Below are 15,634 nucleotides of genomic sequence, written 5' to 3'. Positions count from 1 at the left end.
CCGCCGCCTCAGGTGCGGAGGATCGAGCCGCCCGCGCGCACCCGGGACACCGCGTCCACCGTCGCCGCGAGGATGAGGACGCCGCCCGTCACCACGAGGTTCACGCCCGCGGGGAGGTTGAGCAGGCCGAGGCCGTTCGTGATCACGGCGATCACGAGCGCGCCGACCGCCGCGTGCAGCAGGCGACCGCGGCCACCGAAGAGGCTCACGCCGCCGACGACGGCGGCGGCGACGCCGGAGAGCACGATCTCGCGCCCCGCGGCCGCGTCGACCGCACCGACCTTGCTGATCGAGAACAGCCCGGAGACGACGGCGAGGCTCGAGCAGCAGATGAAGGCGGTCCACCGGATCAGCATGACCTTCACGCCGGAGCGGCGTGCCGCCTCGGCGTTGCCGCCGATGGCGTAGAGGTAGCGGCCGTACCTGGTGCGGTCGAGCACGAACGTGCCGATCCAGAGGATGACGAGCACGATCGGCACGACGATCGGCACGCCCTCGACGACCCCGACGGACTGGCCGCGGTTGCGGCTGAGGATGGCGACCACCGCGCCGCCGACGACGGCGATCACGCCGAGCTTGATCCAGACCAACGTGATGGTGCGGTTGGGCACGCCAGCGCGCCGGCGTCGCGCACGATCCCAGAACGAGGTCGCGGCGGACACGGCGAGGATGACCGCGAGCATCGCCCAGCCGGCCCAGACGGGCATGTTGGCGTTCTGGATGGCCCTGATCTCGGGGATCTGCACGCGGTACAGGCCGCCTGCTCCGATGATCATGAGCGTGATGCCCTGGTACCCGAGGAACAGGCCCAGTGTCACGACGAAGGATGGAATGCCCACCCTCGCGACGAAGAACCCGATGAACGTGCCGGTGAGGATGCCGACTGCGAACGCGGCGGCGAGGGCGATGATCCAGGGCACGCCGTGCACGTTGACGAGCACGATGAACAGCGCCATCGTCATGCCGCTCGTCACGCCGGCGGACAGGTCGATCTCGCCGAGCAGCAGCACGAACACGAGCGCCATGCCCAGCATGACGAGCGTGGCCGCCTGGGTCAGGAGGTTGGCGAAGTTCCGTTCCGTGAGGAAGAACGGGCTGAGGAAGCTGAACAGGATGGTCAGGACGACGAATCCGCCGATCGCGGGCAGTGCGCCCATCTCGCCGCTGCGCACGCGCTGGAAGTACGCGCGCACCTGGTCGCCGATCGTGCCCTCCTGGCCGCTGCCGATGAGGTCGGCGCTGATCTCGGTGGCCGAGGTCTCGGTTGCGATCGTGCCGGAGGGCGTCTTCTGCGTGCTCATGCGCCGGCTCCCGTCGGGGTCTTGGTACCGGTGATGTAGCCCACGACGTCGTCGCTGCTCGTCTCGCTCGTGTCGAGCGACGCCACCATCTGGCCGAGGTAGAGCACGTTGATGTGGTCGGCCACGGCGAACACGTCCGCGAGGTTGTGGCTGATGATGATGACGGCGACGCCCTGCTCGGCGAGTCGCTTCACGAGGTTCAGCACCTGCTCGGTCTGGGCGACGCCCAGGGCCGCGGTCGGCTCGTCGAGGATGACGACGCGCGCCTTCTTGAGCACGGCGCGGGCGATGGCGACCGTCTGCCGCTGGCCGCCGGAGAGGCTCGAGACCCGCTGGCGGACCGACTTCACGGTGCGGACCGAGAGGGAACGGAGGGTGTCGGATGCCTCGCGCTCCATGCGGCCCTCGTCGAACGTGCCGTAGTCCGTCTCCTCGCGGCCGAGGAACATGTTCTGCACGATGTCGAGGTTGTCGCACAGGGCGAGGTCCTGGTACACGACCTCGATGCCGTGCCGCGCGGCGTCTCGGGGAGTGTGGAGGGTGACCGGCTCGCCGTCGAACCGAACGACGCCCGCGTCGTAGGGCTGGACCCCTGCGAGCCCCTTGATCAGCGTCGACTTGCCGGCGCCGTTGTCGCCCACGAGCGCGGTGACCTTGCCCGGATAGGCCTTGAGCGCGACTCCCTTGAGCACGCTCACGGGACCGAAGCTCTTGACGACCCCTTCGAGCTCGATGATCGGCGCGGCCGCGCCGGCCGCATCCACGCTCGTGTTCATGCCGCTTCCTTTCGACGACGCTGTCTGGCTCTCAGTGTGGCACTCGGCGGCCGACGCTGGGAGGGGGAATGAGGCCCCGAACCCCGGCGGTCCCGCCGGGGCCCGGGGCCCGATCATGGTGCGATCACTCGATGCCGTACTCGCCGCACTTGGCCTGGACCTCGCCCTGGCAGAGCTCGGCCGGGTCGGCGTCGCCGGCGTCGACGACCTCGACGACCCGGTCGGGTCCGACGAGCTCGGGCGTCACCGCGATGTACGGGGTGCCGTCCTCCAGCTCTTGGTCGGCGGTCGGCGTCTCGCCCTCGAGGAGCGCGACGGCGAGCTCGACCGCGGCGTCGGCCTCGAGCTTGATCGGCTTGTAGACCGTGGCGGTCTGCTTGCCGAGCAGCACGTTCTGCAGGCCGGCGATCGACGCGTCCTGACCCGAGACCGGAACGACGAGGCCGTTCTTGTCGAGGATCGTGATCACGCCCGCGGCGTTCGTGTCGTTCGCCACCCACACCGCGTCGACCTGGCCGCCGAGCGAGGTGAGCGCCTGCTCGAAGTTCGTCGCCGACTTCTCGCCGTCCCACACGCCCGGGGGCTCGGCCGCCGGCTTGATGCCCGCGGCCTCCATGACCTCGACGGCGCCGTCGTGGAACATCTTGGCGTTGCCGTCGGCCGGGTCGCCGCCCATGTACACGACCTTGGCCGTGGCCGGGTCCTTGCCCGCCGCCGCGAGGCCGTCGACGATCGACTGGCCTTCGAGGCGCCCGACCTCGAGGTTGTCGAACGAGACGTAGTAGTCGGCACCCTCGATCGGTCGGTCGTAGGCGATGACCGGGATGCCCTCGGCCTTGGCCTTCTCGGCGACCGCACCGCCCGCGCCGTTGTAGTCGACGAGGAGCATCACGCCGCAGCCCTGGCTGAGCTGCTGGTCGGCGATGGTGGCGTACTTGTTGACGTCGCCCTGGGCGTTCTGGATGTCGGTCTCGAACCCGGCAGCCTCCAGGCCCTCTTCGAGATACGGACGGTCGTTGTTCTCCCAACGCGGCGACGACGCGGCGTCGGGGAGGATCACGCAGGCGCGCGTCGCTGCCGCGTCGCCCCCGCCTGTCTCTTCACCACCGCCGCCCGTCGAACAGCCTGCAAGCAGCAACGTCGAGACACCGACGAGCGCTGCAGTAGAGACCAATGAAGGTGTCTTCATGGCTCTCCCCTTCTCTGTGATTGAGGTCGACCCCTCGGGGGTTCCGCCGTCATCCTTGGCGGCGGCACAGCCATGATGACGCAATTGTGGGCGCGCGGAACAAAACCGTTGATAACGCTTCCGTAACTCACTGACCGGTCAGTAAGCGGCCGTCGGGCGGATTCCGGGGGCATGCGCGGGAGCGCTCTCACGGCACCCCCCGGACTGGGGTGGAGCGGCGACCGGCGGGAAGCGCTCTCCGGTCGCCGCGGTCAGAACCAGATGCTGAGGTGCGGGCTGCGTTCGGCTGCGAACATCCGATCGGCGAGCACGAGCGATCCGGGCCGTCGCTCGGTGATGCGCGCCGCGCGACCGAGCAGTGACGGGCGCACGCCGCCGAGGTAGATCGCGCCCAGCTCCTGCACGCCGAGTGCGAGCGATTGGCCGGACGCCGCGGCATCCGTGGCCTCGACCCGCTCGACCTCGGCACGACCGCGGTCGTCGACGGTGAGCCGGAAGCGCCCGCGCGCATGGCCCAGCGAATCGGCGACGTCGAGCTCGAGCACGCCCGCGGCGCCGTACCGGCGGGCGCCGAGCGCCTCGACCGGATCGAGGACTCGCACCCAGAGGTGATCGGCGAGGTCCGACAGGGTGACCGCCCTGGGGTCCTCGAGGAGCCACGGCAGGGGTTCGTCGATCGAGCGGAGGCGCCCGCGCACGCCGCTCACGAAGTCCTGCTCGATGAGGAACCGCCACAACGCGCGCTCGGCGTCGTCGGTGGCGGCGACGAGGAAGTCGAACTCGAGGAATCCGGGCTGGTTGGGCTCGCGCGTGATGCGGTATGCGACGAAGCCCTGGGGCTGGCCGTGCTCGTCGTCGTAGCGCACGGTGCGGATCGAGCGCGCGGCGTCGCCGTCGGCGTCCACCAGCCCGAGCGCTCGGTCGAGGATGCCGGGCCACCGGTCGATCTCGCCCGGCGTGCGCGACACGGCGCGACGGGCGATCGCCGGTGCGGCCTCGCGGAGGGCGGCGGCGGTGACGAACTGCACGCGCCCCGGGGCATCCGGACCGACCCAGTGCACCCGTCGGCGGTCGACCGTGACCGTCGCGGCCTTGGCGGCCGGCGCGTACCCGTAGCGACCGTAGATCGTCGCCTCGGTCACCGTGAGCATGGCGAGCGCGGCGCCCGTGTTGCGGGCGTTCGCGAGCTCGCCCTCCATGAGGGCCCGGGCGATGCCGCGCCGCCGATGGGTGGGCGAGACGGTCACGGCGCTCACCGCCCAGGCGTCGACGCTGCGGCCGCCGGGGACGCTCAGCCCCGTCGGCCACCCGTCGACCGTGGCGACCGGGACGTGCGGGTCCACCGCGGTGGGGTCGTACACGCCGTGCACCCGCCGCTCCGACGCGACGGACAGGTCGTGCGCCCGGTCGACGTCGCGCGGCCGGCCGTGGTGGAAGCCGCGGTTCTCGGCCTCGATCCACGCGTGCATCGCCTCGAGGTCGGCGGGGTCGAGGAGTCGATACTCGAGTCCGTGTCGGGCCAGTGCGGCGGTTGCGGCGGGGTCGACCGGAGTGCTGCGAGGATCGAACGACATCGTCCCAGCGTAGCGAGCGAGCCTGATCGACGGCACAATGGAGAGATGACCGGGCAAACGCTTTCCCAGATCGAGCGCGCCATCGACGGGCGGCATCCGGTGCGGTCCGTGTTCCGCCTGCTCGACCTGCATCGCCGCCGCGTGCTGGCGGCCGTCGGCTTCTTCGCGCTGAAGGACACGCCCCTCTGGCTGCTGCCGGTCGTCACCGCCGAGATCATCGACGTCGTGGTCGCCGGCGGGCCCCTCTCGACGCTCGCGCTCTGGGCCGGCATCGCGTTCATCGCGCTCGTGCAGAACTACCCGAACCACGTGCTCTACACCCGGTTCTTCATGGGCGCGGTGCGCTCGATCGGCGCCGACCTGCGCAACGCGCTCGCCGCCCGCCTCCAGTCGCTCTCCATCGGCTTCCACTCGCGCGCCAACTCGGCGATCGTGCAGACGAAGGTCGTGCGCGACGTCGAGAACGTCGAGGTCATGCTGCAGCAGACGACGCATCCGCTGCTCTCGGCCACGATGGTGCTCATCGGCGCGATCGTCATGACCGCGATCAACGTGCCAGCGTTCCTGCCCGTCTACGCGCTCGCCATCCCGTTGGCCGTGCTGCTGCGCGCCATCCTGAACCGTCGCAGCGCGGCCCGCAACGAGATGTTCCGTCGCGAGGTCGAGCAGTTCTCGGCCCGCGTCGGCGAGATGGCGACCCTGATCCCCATCACCAGGGCGCACGGCCTCGAGCAGACGGCCGTCCGCCGGGTCGCGCACGGTGCGGAGGGGGTGCGCAGCGCCGGCTTCCAGCTCGACCTGCTGAACGGCCGCTTCGCGTCGCTGTCGTGGGTGAGCCTGCAACTGCTCGGCGTCGGATGCCTCGTGCTCGCCGCCTGGGTCTCCATCACGGGACTCATCCCGATCACGCCCGGCCAGGTCGTGCTGCTCAGCTCCTACTTCGCCCTGCTCACCGGCGCCGCCACGAACCTGCTGATGCTGCTGCCCGTCATCGCGCGCGGCACGGAGTCGGTGCGTTCGATCGCCGAGGTCGTGCAGGAGCCCGACCTCGAGTTGAACGCCGGCAAGCGCGCCGTCGCCGACGTCACGGGAGGCCTGCGCCTCGACCGCGTCGACTACCGCTACGACCTCGGCATCCCGCCGGCGCTCGACGACGTCTCGCTCGAGATCCGGCCCGGCGAGACCGTGGCCTTCGTGGGCTCGTCGGGCTCGGGCAAGTCGACGCTGCTCAACCTCGTGCTCGGGTTCCTGCGGCCGACGCGCGGCCGGGTGCTGCTCGACGGCGTCGACATGGAGGAGCTCGACCTGCGCACCTTCCGCCGCTTCGTGTCGGTGGTGCCGCAGGAGTCGGTGCTGTTCGAGGGCACGATCCGCGAGAACATCGTCTACGGGCTCCGCGACGTGGGCGACGAGCGCGTGCTCGCCGCCCTGCGCGACGCGAACGCGCTCGAGATCGTCGAGGCGCAGCCGCAGGGGTGGGACACGGTCGTCGGCGAACGCGGCGCCCGGCTGTCGGGCGGCCAGCGCCAGCGGCTCTCGATCGCACGCGCGCTCGTGCGCGACCCGCGCGTGCTGCTCCTCGACGAGGCGACGAGCGCGCTGGACCCCGAGTCCGAGGCGAAGATCAAGGGCGCCCTCGAGCACCTCATGCGGGGTCGCACGACGCTCGTGGTCGCGCACCGGCTCTCGACGATCCGCTCCGCCGACCGCATCGTCGTGCTCGAGCGCGGGCGCATCGTGGAGGTCGGGTCGCACGACGAGCTGATCGCGGCCGGCGGTCGCTACGCCGAGCTCGACCGGGTTCAGTCGGCCTGATCCGAGCGGATGCCGCGGCTCACGTCGCGGTCAGCCGCCGGCGTGCGCGCCGAGGTGCGCGTGCACCGACGAGATCACCACCGATCCCTCGCCCACCGCCGACGCCACGCGCTTGACCGACCCCCGGCGCACGTCGCCGACGGCGTAGAACCCCGGCACCGACGACTCCAGCGCCGTCGGGCCGTCGTCGCCGCCGAGCCAGGCGCGCTTGCCGCCCTCGGCGAGCACGTCGGGACCGGTGATGACCGATCCCCACTGGTCGCGCAGCACCTCGGGTGCGAGCCACTCCGTGTGCGGACGGGCGCCGATGGTGATGAACACGGCGTCGGCGGGCATCGTCGTGCGCTCGCCCGAGTCCGTGCGCTCGAGCACCACGTGGTCGAGGCGGTCGGGCTCGGCCGCGGCGCCCGCGTCGACCACCCGGGCCCCGGTGACGAGGCCGACGCCCGCGGCATCCAGCTGGTCGATGAGGTATCGCGACATGCTCGCGGCGAGCGACGGACCGCGCACCACCAGCGACACCGACCGCGCGTAGCGTGCGAGGTGCAGCGCGGCCTGCCCGGCCGAGTTGCCGCCGCCGACGACGAGCACGTCACGCCCGGACTGCGCGCGCGCCTCCACCGAGGAGGCGCCGTAGAAGACCGAGGCGCCGACGAACGGCTGGAGCCCGGGCGCCGAGAGTCGCCGGTAGGTGACGCCCGACGCGAGCACCACGGCGCGGGCCCGTACCACGTCGCCGCCGGCCACGTCGAGCTCGAACCCGCCCTCGACGATGCGCATGCCCGAGACCCTGCGGGTGTGCGCGAACCGCGCCCCGAAGACCCACGCCTGCTGGTAGGCGCGCTGCGCGAGCTCGGCGCCCGAGACGCCCCGCGAGAACCCGAGGTAGTTGCGGATCAGCGAGCTCGACCCCGCCTGCCCGCCGATCGACTCGCCCTCGAGCACGAGCGTCCGAAGCCCCTCGGAGGCCGCGTACACGGCCGCCGCCAGGCCGGCCGGCCCCGCCCCGACGACGGCGAGCTCGACATCCGTCTCGGGCAGGGCGGTCTCGAGGCCGTACGCGCGGGCCAGCTCGGCATCGTCGGGATCGACGAGGACCCGGCCGTCGGCGGTGCGCACGAGCGGCACGCCCGAGTACTCGACGCCGACGGCGGCGAGCAACGACACCGCGTCGGGCGAGGACGGGTCGAGGTGGTCGCTCGGCACGCCGCCGCGCGCGAGGCGACTCCGCAGCACGTGGGTGCGCGGCTGGGCCTCCTCGCCGATCACGGTGAAGCCGCGGTGGCGCTTGCCGGCCGACGCCTCCCACTCGCGCAGGAAGTCGGTCACCGCGCGATGGAACGACTCGTCGGGGGAGTGCACCGGACGCACCACGTAGTAGTCGATCTGCACGCGCGTCATGAGCTCGAGCACCGCATCCGCGGTGGTCCGGTCGGCCCACGACCCCCACTCGATCACGAGGCCCCGTCGCACGTCGGGGAAGCTGCGTCGCGCCGCCGCGAACACGCTGTCGTGTTCGGCCACCGGTGTCGCGTCATCGGCGAGCACGAGCGCGAGACTGCTGCCGTCGACCGCGGCCAGCTCCTCGATCGCGGCGACCGCGCTCGCCGGACCGTCGGCGTCGACGATGCGGTAGTCCTCGGCGTACCGCCGCCGCAGCGGAACCAGCAACGACTCGAGGACCTGCTCGTCGGCCGAGACGACGAGGATCACGGGCGGCAGCGCCGCCGGTGCACGAGCATCCATCCGACCCCCTCGCAGCGCCGCCGCGACGTGGCGGCGGCCACGCGGCGAGTGTACCGCCGCGTCGGCTCGCCCTGCCATCGCAGGCGCCCGCGCGCCCCGTCATGGGTATTTACACGCGGATGCCGCGAGGAACAGACTCATTCCATGAGTCCGGCCGATCCGGCGATCCGCACCCCCGACCAGCGACTGCGCGTGTTCGTGAGCTCCACGCTGCGCGAACTCGGGTCGGAGCGACGGGCCGTGCGTGCGGCGATCGAGCAGCTCAACCTCGCACCGGTGATGTTCGAGCTCGGTGCGCGCCCGCATCCGCCCCGTGACCTGTACCGCGCGTACCTCGCCCAGAGCGACATCTTCGTCGGACTCTACGGCGAGCGCTACGGCTGGGTCGCGCCCGGCGAGGACATCTCGGGACTGGAGGACGAGTACCGCCTCGCCCGCCCCGGGATGCCGATGCTCGTGTACGTCAAGGACGGCGGCGAGCGCGAGCCGCGGCTGGCCGAACTCCTCGAGCGCATCCGGGGGGACGACCGGGCGTCGTACGCGTACTACGCCGACCCCGAGCAGCTCGCCGAGCTCGTGCGCGGCGATCTCGCGACGCTCCTCGCCGAGCGGTTCACCCGTGCATCGTCGCCGGCCGACGAGCCCGTCGACTCGATGGACGGCACCGTCGAGCTCCCGGCGGCGCTCACCTCGCTCATCGGTCGCGAACGCGAGGTGGAGGCGGTCGTCGAACTCCTCTCCGACGACGACGTGCGGCTCGTGACCCTGACCGGCCCCGGGGGGATCGGCAAGAGCCGACTCTCGATCGACGCGGCGAACCGCGTGCACGAGCGGTTCCCGGGCGGCATCGCGTTCGTCGACCTCTCGTCCGTGACCGATCCCGCGCTGGTGCCCGCCGCCATCGCCAGCGCGCTCGGCATCATCGACATCGGCGACGGCACGCTGGACGAGAAGCTCCGCATGGCCGTGCGCGACCGGCGCATGCTGCTGCTCCTCGACAACGTCGAGCAGGTCGTCGACGCCGCGCCCGCCATCCGGTCGCTCCTCACGGATGCCCCGCACCTCACCGTGCTCGCGACGAGCCGCATCCTGCTGCGGGTCTCCGGCGAGCACGGCATCGAGCTCGGCCCGCTCGCCCTCCCCGACATGCGCCACGGCGCGAGCGTCGGCCGCGCGCTCGCCGCCCCGTCGGTGAGCCTGTTCGTCGAACGGGTCCGCGCCGCGAAGCCCGACTTCGAGCTCACCGAGGACAACGTGGAGGACGTCGAACGCATCTGCATCGCCCTCGACGGCGTGCCCCTCGCACTCGAGCTGGCCGCGGCGCGGGGGCGCGTGCTGACGCCGGCCGAGCTGCTGGAGCGCCTCGACGAGCGACTGCTCGTGCTCGGCGGCGGGCTCCGCGACCTTCCCGAACGGCAGCGCACGATCCGTTCCACGATCGAGTGGAGCACGCAACTGCTCACCCCGTCGGAGCAGGAGCTGCTCGCCCGGCTCGGGCTGTTCGCCGGCGGCTTCACGCTCGATGCCGCGGAGTGGATCGGCGAGGGCATCCCCGAGGGCGACATCCTCGACGACCTCGGCGCCCTGGTCGACGGGAGCCTCGTGCGACAGCAGGACCGGGGCGACCGGGCGGTGTTCTCGATGCTCTCGACCGTGCGCGAGTACGCCCTCGACCAGCTCGAGCCGCGGCCCGATTCGCGCGCCCTCCGCGATCGGCACGCGGACTACTTCGTGCGACTCGGCGAGCTGGCGGAATTCGAGCTCGAGGGCCCCACCCAGCTCGAGTGGATCAACCGGCTGGCGGAGGAGGGCGACAACCTGCGCGCCACGGCCCGGCACCTGCTCGACACGCGCCAGTGGAAGACCGCTGCGCACTTCGCGTGGACGCTCTACGTGTACTGGTGGGTCCACGGGCACCTCGGCGAAGTGCAGGCCTGGATGCGCGAAGTGGTCGACTCGGGCGACGAGCTCGACGACCTCACCCGGGCCACGGCGCTCTACTTCACACGGGCGATCGCGTTCTGGCGCGACCCCGACGAGTGGCTCGTGCCCGGCCTCGGCGAGAGCGCCGCCCTCTTCCGTCGCGAGGGTGAGCGATCGGGCGAGGCCCTCGCGCTGATCTCGCTCGGCCTCGCCCTCCTGGGCTCACGCGAACCCGACGCCGCACGCGCCGACGAGGCGCTCGAGGCGAGCCTGTCCCTCTTCCGCGAGGCGGGCGACACCTGGGGCGAGGCGATGGCGCTCGTCACGCTCGGCCGCGTCGCGCTCTTCAGGCAGGACGTGCACGCGGCCCTCGCCCGCTTCGACGAGAGCCTCGCCGTCGCGAAGCGCCAGCACGACGACCTCGGCGAGGCGATCGCCCTGCACCATCGCGGATGGGTCGAGGTGCTCCTCGGCGGATTCGACGTCGCGCGGGAGTGCTTCGAGGAGAGCCTCGCCAACTCGGACCGATTGCACCACGACGAGGGCGTCGCCTACGCACTGGAGGGGCTCACCGCCGTCGCCGCCGGCTCCGGCGACGTGGCGCGAGCGGGCACCCTGCTCGGTGCGGCCCAGGTGGTGCGCGAGCGCACCGGGCTCTACAACGCACCGTCGTTCTCGTTCCACCAGCAGTACGTCGACGGGATCCTCGCGAGCCCCGCAGCCGGCACGTTCGAGGCGGCGCGGGCACGCGGACGCCACCTCCACGTCGAAGACGCCGTCGCCTTCGCCATGCAGCGGAACGGCGCGGATGCCGCGGCGGCCCCATCCTGACCCGGCGACAGCGCCGGGCGACATCCGAGACCGAGGGAGCCGAGCATGAGCGACGTCGAACCCGACCGCGACGCGGCAGCGGCCGCGCCCGACCTCGCCGCGACGCAGGTGCCCGAGCGGCACCGCGCCGGACCGGCCGACCGAGTGCTGCCGTACACGCGCGTGCTGGCCTACGTGATCATCCCCTTCCTCGTCGCCGCCGCGTTCCTGCTCCTCGTGCTCCCGGGCGCCACGGAGCAGCACTTCGCGTGGACCATCAACCCGCCGATCACGGCGATGCTGCTCGGCTCCGCCTACGCGGGCGGCATCTGGTTCTTCGTGCAGGTGGCGGTGCAGCGGCAGTGGCACCGCGTACGTCACGGCTTCCCGGCCGTGCTCGTGTTCGCCACGCTCCTGTCCATCTCCACGTTCCTGCACTGGGATCGATTCCACTTCGGGCATATCTCGTTCATCACGTGGGTGGTGCTCTACGTGGCCACGCCCGTGCTCGTGCTCATCGCGATCTTCCTGAACCTGCGGGAGGACGACGGCATGCCCGAGGGCGACGACGTCGCGATCCCCACGCCGTGGCGGTACGTGCTCGCGCTCGTCGGCGCCGCGGCATCCGTCACCGGGTTCGTGCTCTTCCTCGTGCCGTCGCTGCTCATCGATGCGTGGGCCTGGGAGGTCACCCCGCTCACCGCCCGCGTCGTCGGCGCCGTGCTCACGCTGCCCGGGATGGTCAACGTCTGGATGCTCTGGGACGACCGGTGGTCGGCGTTCCGTCGCGTGTTCCAGGCGCAGCTCGTGAGCCTCGCGTGCATCCTGCTCGCGATCGCCGTGCGGTCCGGAGACCTCGAATGGACGCGGCCCAGCGCGTGGATGTTCGTCGTGGGCATCGTCGTCTCGGCGATCGTCTACGTCGTGTTCTACGTCTCGCTCGAGCGCCGCCGCCCGCGTAGCGTGTGAGGAGTGCGTCCGGCGCCCGGCCGGACGGGAACGGGGGATCGATGGACTGGACCGAGCGTCACCTGCTGGACGCGTACGTCTTCGGGTATCCGCTGGTGTACAACGTGTCGAGCATGCAGGCCATCGCCGCGCACGGCCTCGGCACGCTGCCGCCCGCCAGGTTCAACACGTTCGCCCACGCCACCGGGCTGGCGTCGCCCGCCGATGCGTTCGTGAGCGTCAACAACGACACGGTCTACGCGCTCGGCCTGCTCGACCTCTCGGGCGGCCCGCTGCTCCTGCACGTGCCCGACACCGACGGCGCCTACTACGTGCTGCAGTTCGTGGATGCCTGGACGAACAACTTCGCCTACGTCGGCCGCCGCGCGACGGGCACTGCCGAGGGCACCTTCCTCATCACGCCGCCCGGCTGGTCGGGAGCGGCGCCCGACGGCGCGCCCGTGATCGAGTCGCCGACCGACCTTGCGGTGATCGTCGGGCGGCTCGCCGTCGACGGCGATGCCGACATGCCGCGCGTGCGCGCACTGCAGCCGCAGTTCACCCTGGCGCCGCTCGAGGGCGACGGGCCGCTCCGCGGCATCCCGCAACCGCATGCCGACATGCCGGAGCACCTGCGGTTCTGGGAACTGCTGCGCGTCTGGAGCCAGGCGTTCCCGCCGGCTCGTGCCGACGTGGACTTCCTGCACCGGTACTCGGACTACGGGCTCACCGACCCGCGCAACCCGTACGGCATCGTCGCGCGCGACCTCGAGGAGCACCTCGCGAACGCGTTCGCCGAGGGCCGGAGCGACGTGGAGGAGATGTCGAGGCCCGACCAGTCGGCGGGGGTGAACGGCTGGCTCGGATGGCCGCACGGGTTCGACTACAACATCGACTTCCTCGGCCTCGGCACGATCGACGAGCCCGAATGGAAGATCGCCGACCGCAACGAGGGCTATGCCGCGCGGGCCAGGGCGGCCCGCAACGGCCTGTGGGGCAACCACGGCTACGAGGCGTACTACGCCGAGGTCTTCGTCGACGCCGAGGGCGAGCAGCTGAACGGCGCCCACGCATACGAGCTGCACCTGCAGGAGCTGCCGCCGGCCGACGCGTTCTGGTCGATCACGATGTACTCGACGCCGGAGTTCTACCTCGTCGACAACCCGATCGGGCGGTACTCGATCGGCGACCGGACACCCGGCGTCGTCACCGGCGACGACGGATCCATCGTGATCCGCATGCAGCGCGACCGACCCGACGACGAGACGGCCGCGGCGAACTGGCTGCCGACGCCCGAGGGCGACTTCCGCCCCATGCTCCGGGTCTACCAGCCGCGTGCGGCGATGTTCGACGGCACCTTCACGATGCCGGCGATCACCCGCCTGTCCTGAGCCGGTCTCAGCGTGCGGCCCTGACGGATGCCGCGAGGTGCGGCACGACCGCGGCGTCGAACCCCGCCGCGGTGCGCGCGATGGCCTCGCCGAACGACGTGTCCCAGATCTCCTTGTTGAAGATCTCGACCTCGATGTCGCCCGTGTAGCCGGTGGCCTCGACGGCCTCGGTGAGCGAGGCGAAGTCGATCACGCCGTCGCCCGGATAGTGGCGCCCGAGCAGCACGTCGGCCGGCAGCGGGGCCTTCCAGTCGCAGACCTGGTAGGTCGCGATGCGGCCCTCGTTCCCGGCGCGGGCGAGCTGCGGCAGCACCTCGGGGTCCCACCAGACGTGGAAGGTGTCGACCGTGACGCCCACGACCGACGGGTCGAACGGCGCGGCCAGGTCGAGCGCCTGCTTCAGCGTCGAGACGACGGCGCGGTCGGACGCGTACATCGGATGCAGCGGCTCGATCGCGAGGGTCACGCCCGCCGCCTGCGCCTCGGGCGCGAGCTCGGCGAGGGCGTCGGCGACGCGCGCGCGGGCGCCGATGAGATCGGTCGAGCCCTCGGGGATGCCGCCGGCGACGAGCACGAACACCGACGTCGAGCCGGGCGCGCCGGCCCCGGCGAGGGTCGCGGTCTCCTCGATGCCGCGCCGGTTGTCGTCGATCGACGCGCGACGGGCAGGGCCCTCGGGCATGGTGAAGAATCCGCCTCGGCAGTACGTCGACAGCCGGAGTCCGGAGTCGGCGAGCCGGCGGGCCGCCTCGTCGAGGCCGACCGCCTGCACGGGCTCGCGCCAGAGGCCGATCGCCTCCACGCCGCCCGCGACCGTGGCCTCAAGGGCCTCGTCGAGCGTGGCGTACTTGATCGTCGCCTGGTTGATCGACAGGCGCGGGTGGGCGCTCACGCGAGCACCTCGATGTCGGTGTCGGACTCGTTCCCGGTGGCGGGCGCCGCGGCATCCGTCGTCTCGTGGTCGGCCGTCGCTGCCGCGTCACCGGCCGGAGCCGCGATCGCCACGTCGACGCCGTTGAGCGTGAGCAGCGAATGCCAGCGGGCCGCCGCGAGCTCGGGCCGCTCGAGGGCGCCGGAGGCGTTCGCGAGCTCGACGATGCGCGAGAGGTGGGGGAGGCTGCGCGCGGCGTGCAGGCCGCCGACCATCTGGAACGCCGCCTGGTGGCCGTTGAGCCAGGAGAGGAACGCGACGCCGGTCTTGTAGTAGTACGTCGGTGCGGCGAAGACCTGCTGCGAGAGGGCCTCGGTGGGGCCGAGGATGTCGCGGTACGCGGCCGTGTCGCCGCGATCGAGCGCCTGGATCGCCGCCGACGCGTTGGGCGCGAGCGCCGCGAACGCGCCGAGCAGGGCGTCGGAGTGCCCGCGCTCGTCGCCCTCGATGAGGCCGACGTAGTGGAAGTCGTCGCCCGTGAACATGCGGGCCGACTCGGGGAGCCGCTCGCGCACGGCGATCTCGGCGTCGGCGTCGAGCAGGCTCATCTTCACGCCCGACACCTTGTCGCGGTTGTACTCGATGACCTGCAGCAGCGTGGCCGCCGCGGCATCCGTGTCGTCGGAGCCGAAGTAGCCGGCGAGCGCCGGGTCGAAGGCGGTGCCGAGCCAGTGCAACACGACCGGGCCGGCGGCGGCGCCGAGCACCTCGCGGTAGACGCGGCGGTAGTCGTCGGCGGTCTGCGCAGCGCGCGCGAGATGGCGGCTCGCCATCAGCACGACGCCGGCGCCGGCGTCCTCCGCGTGGTGGAGCTGCTCCTTGTAGGCGTCGATCACCTGCTCGAGCGAGATGGACTCGTCGCCGACGTGGTCGGTGTTGACGCCGACGACGAGGTCGGCACCCACGGATGCCGCTTCGGCGGCACTGCGGGTGATCAGCTCGCGCGTGGCGAGGGCGTCGAGCCCCATGTTGCGCTGCGCGGTGTCCATGGCGTCGGCCACGCCGAGCCCCCACGACCACACATGGTGACGGAAGGCGAGCGTGGCGTCCCAGTCGATCTCGGCGGGCTCGCCGGGGGTGTTGTCGGCGAAGGGTTTCGGCACCACGTGGGCGGCCGCATAGGCCACCCGGCTCGTGAGGGGATGCCGCGGCTTCGAGAACGCGGGCGCCTCCGCGAGCGGCACGGCGCGAAGGGCGCCGCTGCCGTCGATGAGGGTGATGGCGGTCATG

Annotated in this window: 11 protein-coding genes; 4 read left to right on the top strand and 7 right to left on the bottom strand. The window is 71.9% G+C overall.

Annotated features, from left to right (window positions below; genetic code table 11):
- Positions 1 to 8 precede the first annotated feature (8 nt).
- The 4 genes from EV187_RS02930 to EV187_RS02915 form a co-directional block, all read right to left on the bottom strand.
- Complete coding sequence (locus tag EV187_RS02930) at positions 9 to 1,301, bottom strand: sugar ABC transporter permease (RefSeq protein ID WP_130351520.1); 1,293 nt, start codon at positions 1,299 to 1,301, stop codon at positions 9 to 11.
- Positions 1,298 to 2,077, bottom strand: a complete 780-nt coding sequence (locus EV187_RS02925) for an ATP-binding cassette domain-containing protein (RefSeq protein WP_130351519.1) — start codon at positions 2,075 to 2,077, stop codon at positions 1,298 to 1,300. Before EV187_RS02925 ends, EV187_RS02930 begins: the two co-directional genes overlap by 4 nt.
- Before the next feature lie 124 nt (positions 2,078 to 2,201).
- The gene (locus tag EV187_RS02920) at positions 2,202 to 3,137 is read right to left on the bottom strand and encodes a sugar ABC transporter substrate-binding protein (RefSeq protein WP_242609401.1); all 936 of its coding nucleotides are present in this window, start codon (positions 3,135 to 3,137) and stop codon (positions 2,202 to 2,204) included.
- A gap of 380 nt (positions 3,138 to 3,517) precedes the next feature.
- A complete protein-coding gene (locus EV187_RS02915) occupies positions 3,518 to 4,840 on the bottom strand; it encodes a GNAT family N-acetyltransferase (protein WP_165391084.1) in 1,323 nt (440 codons plus the stop codon).
- A 45-nt stretch (positions 4,841 to 4,885) separates the two neighbouring features.
- Between EV187_RS02915 and EV187_RS02910 the strand changes: the two genes are divergently transcribed.
- A complete protein-coding gene (locus tag EV187_RS02910) occupies positions 4,886 to 6,655 on the top strand; it encodes an ABC transporter ATP-binding protein (RefSeq protein WP_130351516.1) in 1,770 nt (589 codons plus the stop codon).
- A 30-nt stretch (positions 6,656 to 6,685) separates the two neighbouring features.
- Here EV187_RS02910 and EV187_RS02905 read toward each other — a convergent pair whose 3' ends face one another.
- Positions 6,686 to 8,401, bottom strand: coding sequence for an NAD(P)/FAD-dependent oxidoreductase (locus tag EV187_RS02905; protein WP_165391083.1), 1,716 nt, complete (start codon positions 8,399 to 8,401; stop codon positions 6,686 to 6,688).
- A gap of 144 nt (positions 8,402 to 8,545) precedes the next feature.
- Between EV187_RS02905 and EV187_RS02900 the strand changes: the two genes are divergently transcribed.
- Genes EV187_RS02900 through EV187_RS02890 form a run of 3 tightly spaced genes read left to right on the top strand, consistent with a single transcriptional unit; the run spans position 8,546 to position 13,473 of the window.
- The gene (locus EV187_RS02900) at positions 8,546 to 11,155 is read left to right on the top strand and encodes an ATP-binding protein (protein WP_165391082.1); all 2,610 of its coding nucleotides are present in this window, start codon (positions 8,546 to 8,548) and stop codon (positions 11,153 to 11,155) included.
- 45 nt (positions 11,156 to 11,200) lie between these two features.
- Complete coding sequence (locus EV187_RS02895; RefSeq protein WP_242609400.1) at positions 11,201 to 12,103, top strand: hypothetical protein; 903 nt, start codon at positions 11,201 to 11,203, stop codon at positions 12,101 to 12,103.
- 41 nt (positions 12,104 to 12,144) lie between these two features.
- Positions 12,145 to 13,473, top strand: coding sequence for a DUF1254 domain-containing protein (locus tag EV187_RS02890; RefSeq protein ID WP_130351513.1), 1,329 nt, complete (start codon positions 12,145 to 12,147; stop codon positions 13,471 to 13,473).
- Positions 13,474 to 13,480: 7 nt separating this feature from the next.
- Here the strand turns inward: EV187_RS02890 and EV187_RS02885 are convergent, their stop codons facing one another.
- Positions 13,481 to 14,365, bottom strand: coding sequence for a sugar phosphate isomerase/epimerase family protein (locus tag EV187_RS02885; protein WP_130351512.1), 885 nt, complete (start codon positions 14,363 to 14,365; stop codon positions 13,481 to 13,483).
- Complete coding sequence (locus tag EV187_RS02880; RefSeq protein WP_130351511.1) at positions 14,362 to 15,633, bottom strand: dihydrodipicolinate synthase family protein; 1,272 nt, start codon at positions 15,631 to 15,633, stop codon at positions 14,362 to 14,364. The genes EV187_RS02885 and EV187_RS02880 overlap by 4 nt, the downstream gene beginning before the upstream one ends.
- Between the last annotated feature and the right edge of the window lies 1 nt (position 15,634).

Source organism: Agromyces ramosus (assembly GCF_004216665.1).
GTDB lineage: Bacteria > Actinomycetota > Actinomycetes > Actinomycetales > Microbacteriaceae > Agromyces > Agromyces ramosus.
This window is presented reverse-complemented; position numbering and strand designations above follow the sequence as displayed.

Excerpts from the sequence above, each read along its gene's own strand:
- EV187_RS02930 (WP_130351520.1), bottom strand. The coding sequence starts at position 1,301 with ATGAGCACGCAGAAGACGCCCTCCGGCACGATCGCAACCGAGACCTCG.
- EV187_RS02925 (WP_130351519.1), bottom strand. The coding sequence starts at position 2,077 with ATGAACACGAGCGTGGATGCGGCCGGCGCGGCCGCGCCGATCATCGAG.
- EV187_RS02915 (WP_165391084.1), bottom strand. The coding sequence starts at position 4,840 with ATGTCGTTCGATCCTCGCAGCACTCCGGTCGACCCCGCCGCAACCGCC.
- EV187_RS02910 (WP_130351516.1), top strand. The coding sequence starts at position 4,886 with ATGACCGGGCAAACGCTTTCCCAGATCGAGCGCGCCATCGACGGGCGG.
- EV187_RS02905 (WP_165391083.1), bottom strand. The coding sequence starts at position 8,401 with ATGGATGCTCGTGCACCGGCGGCGCTGCCGCCCGTGATCCTCGTCGTC.
- EV187_RS02900 (WP_165391082.1), top strand. The coding sequence starts at position 8,546 with ATGAGTCCGGCCGATCCGGCGATCCGCACCCCCGACCAGCGACTGCGC.
- EV187_RS02895 (WP_242609400.1), top strand. The coding sequence starts at position 11,201 with ATGAGCGACGTCGAACCCGACCGCGACGCGGCAGCGGCCGCGCCCGAC.
- EV187_RS02890 (WP_130351513.1), top strand. The coding sequence starts at position 12,145 with ATGGACTGGACCGAGCGTCACCTGCTGGACGCGTACGTCTTCGGGTAT.
- EV187_RS02880 (WP_130351511.1), bottom strand. The coding sequence starts at position 15,633 with ATGACCGCCATCACCCTCATCGACGGCAGCGGCGCCCTTCGCGCCGTG.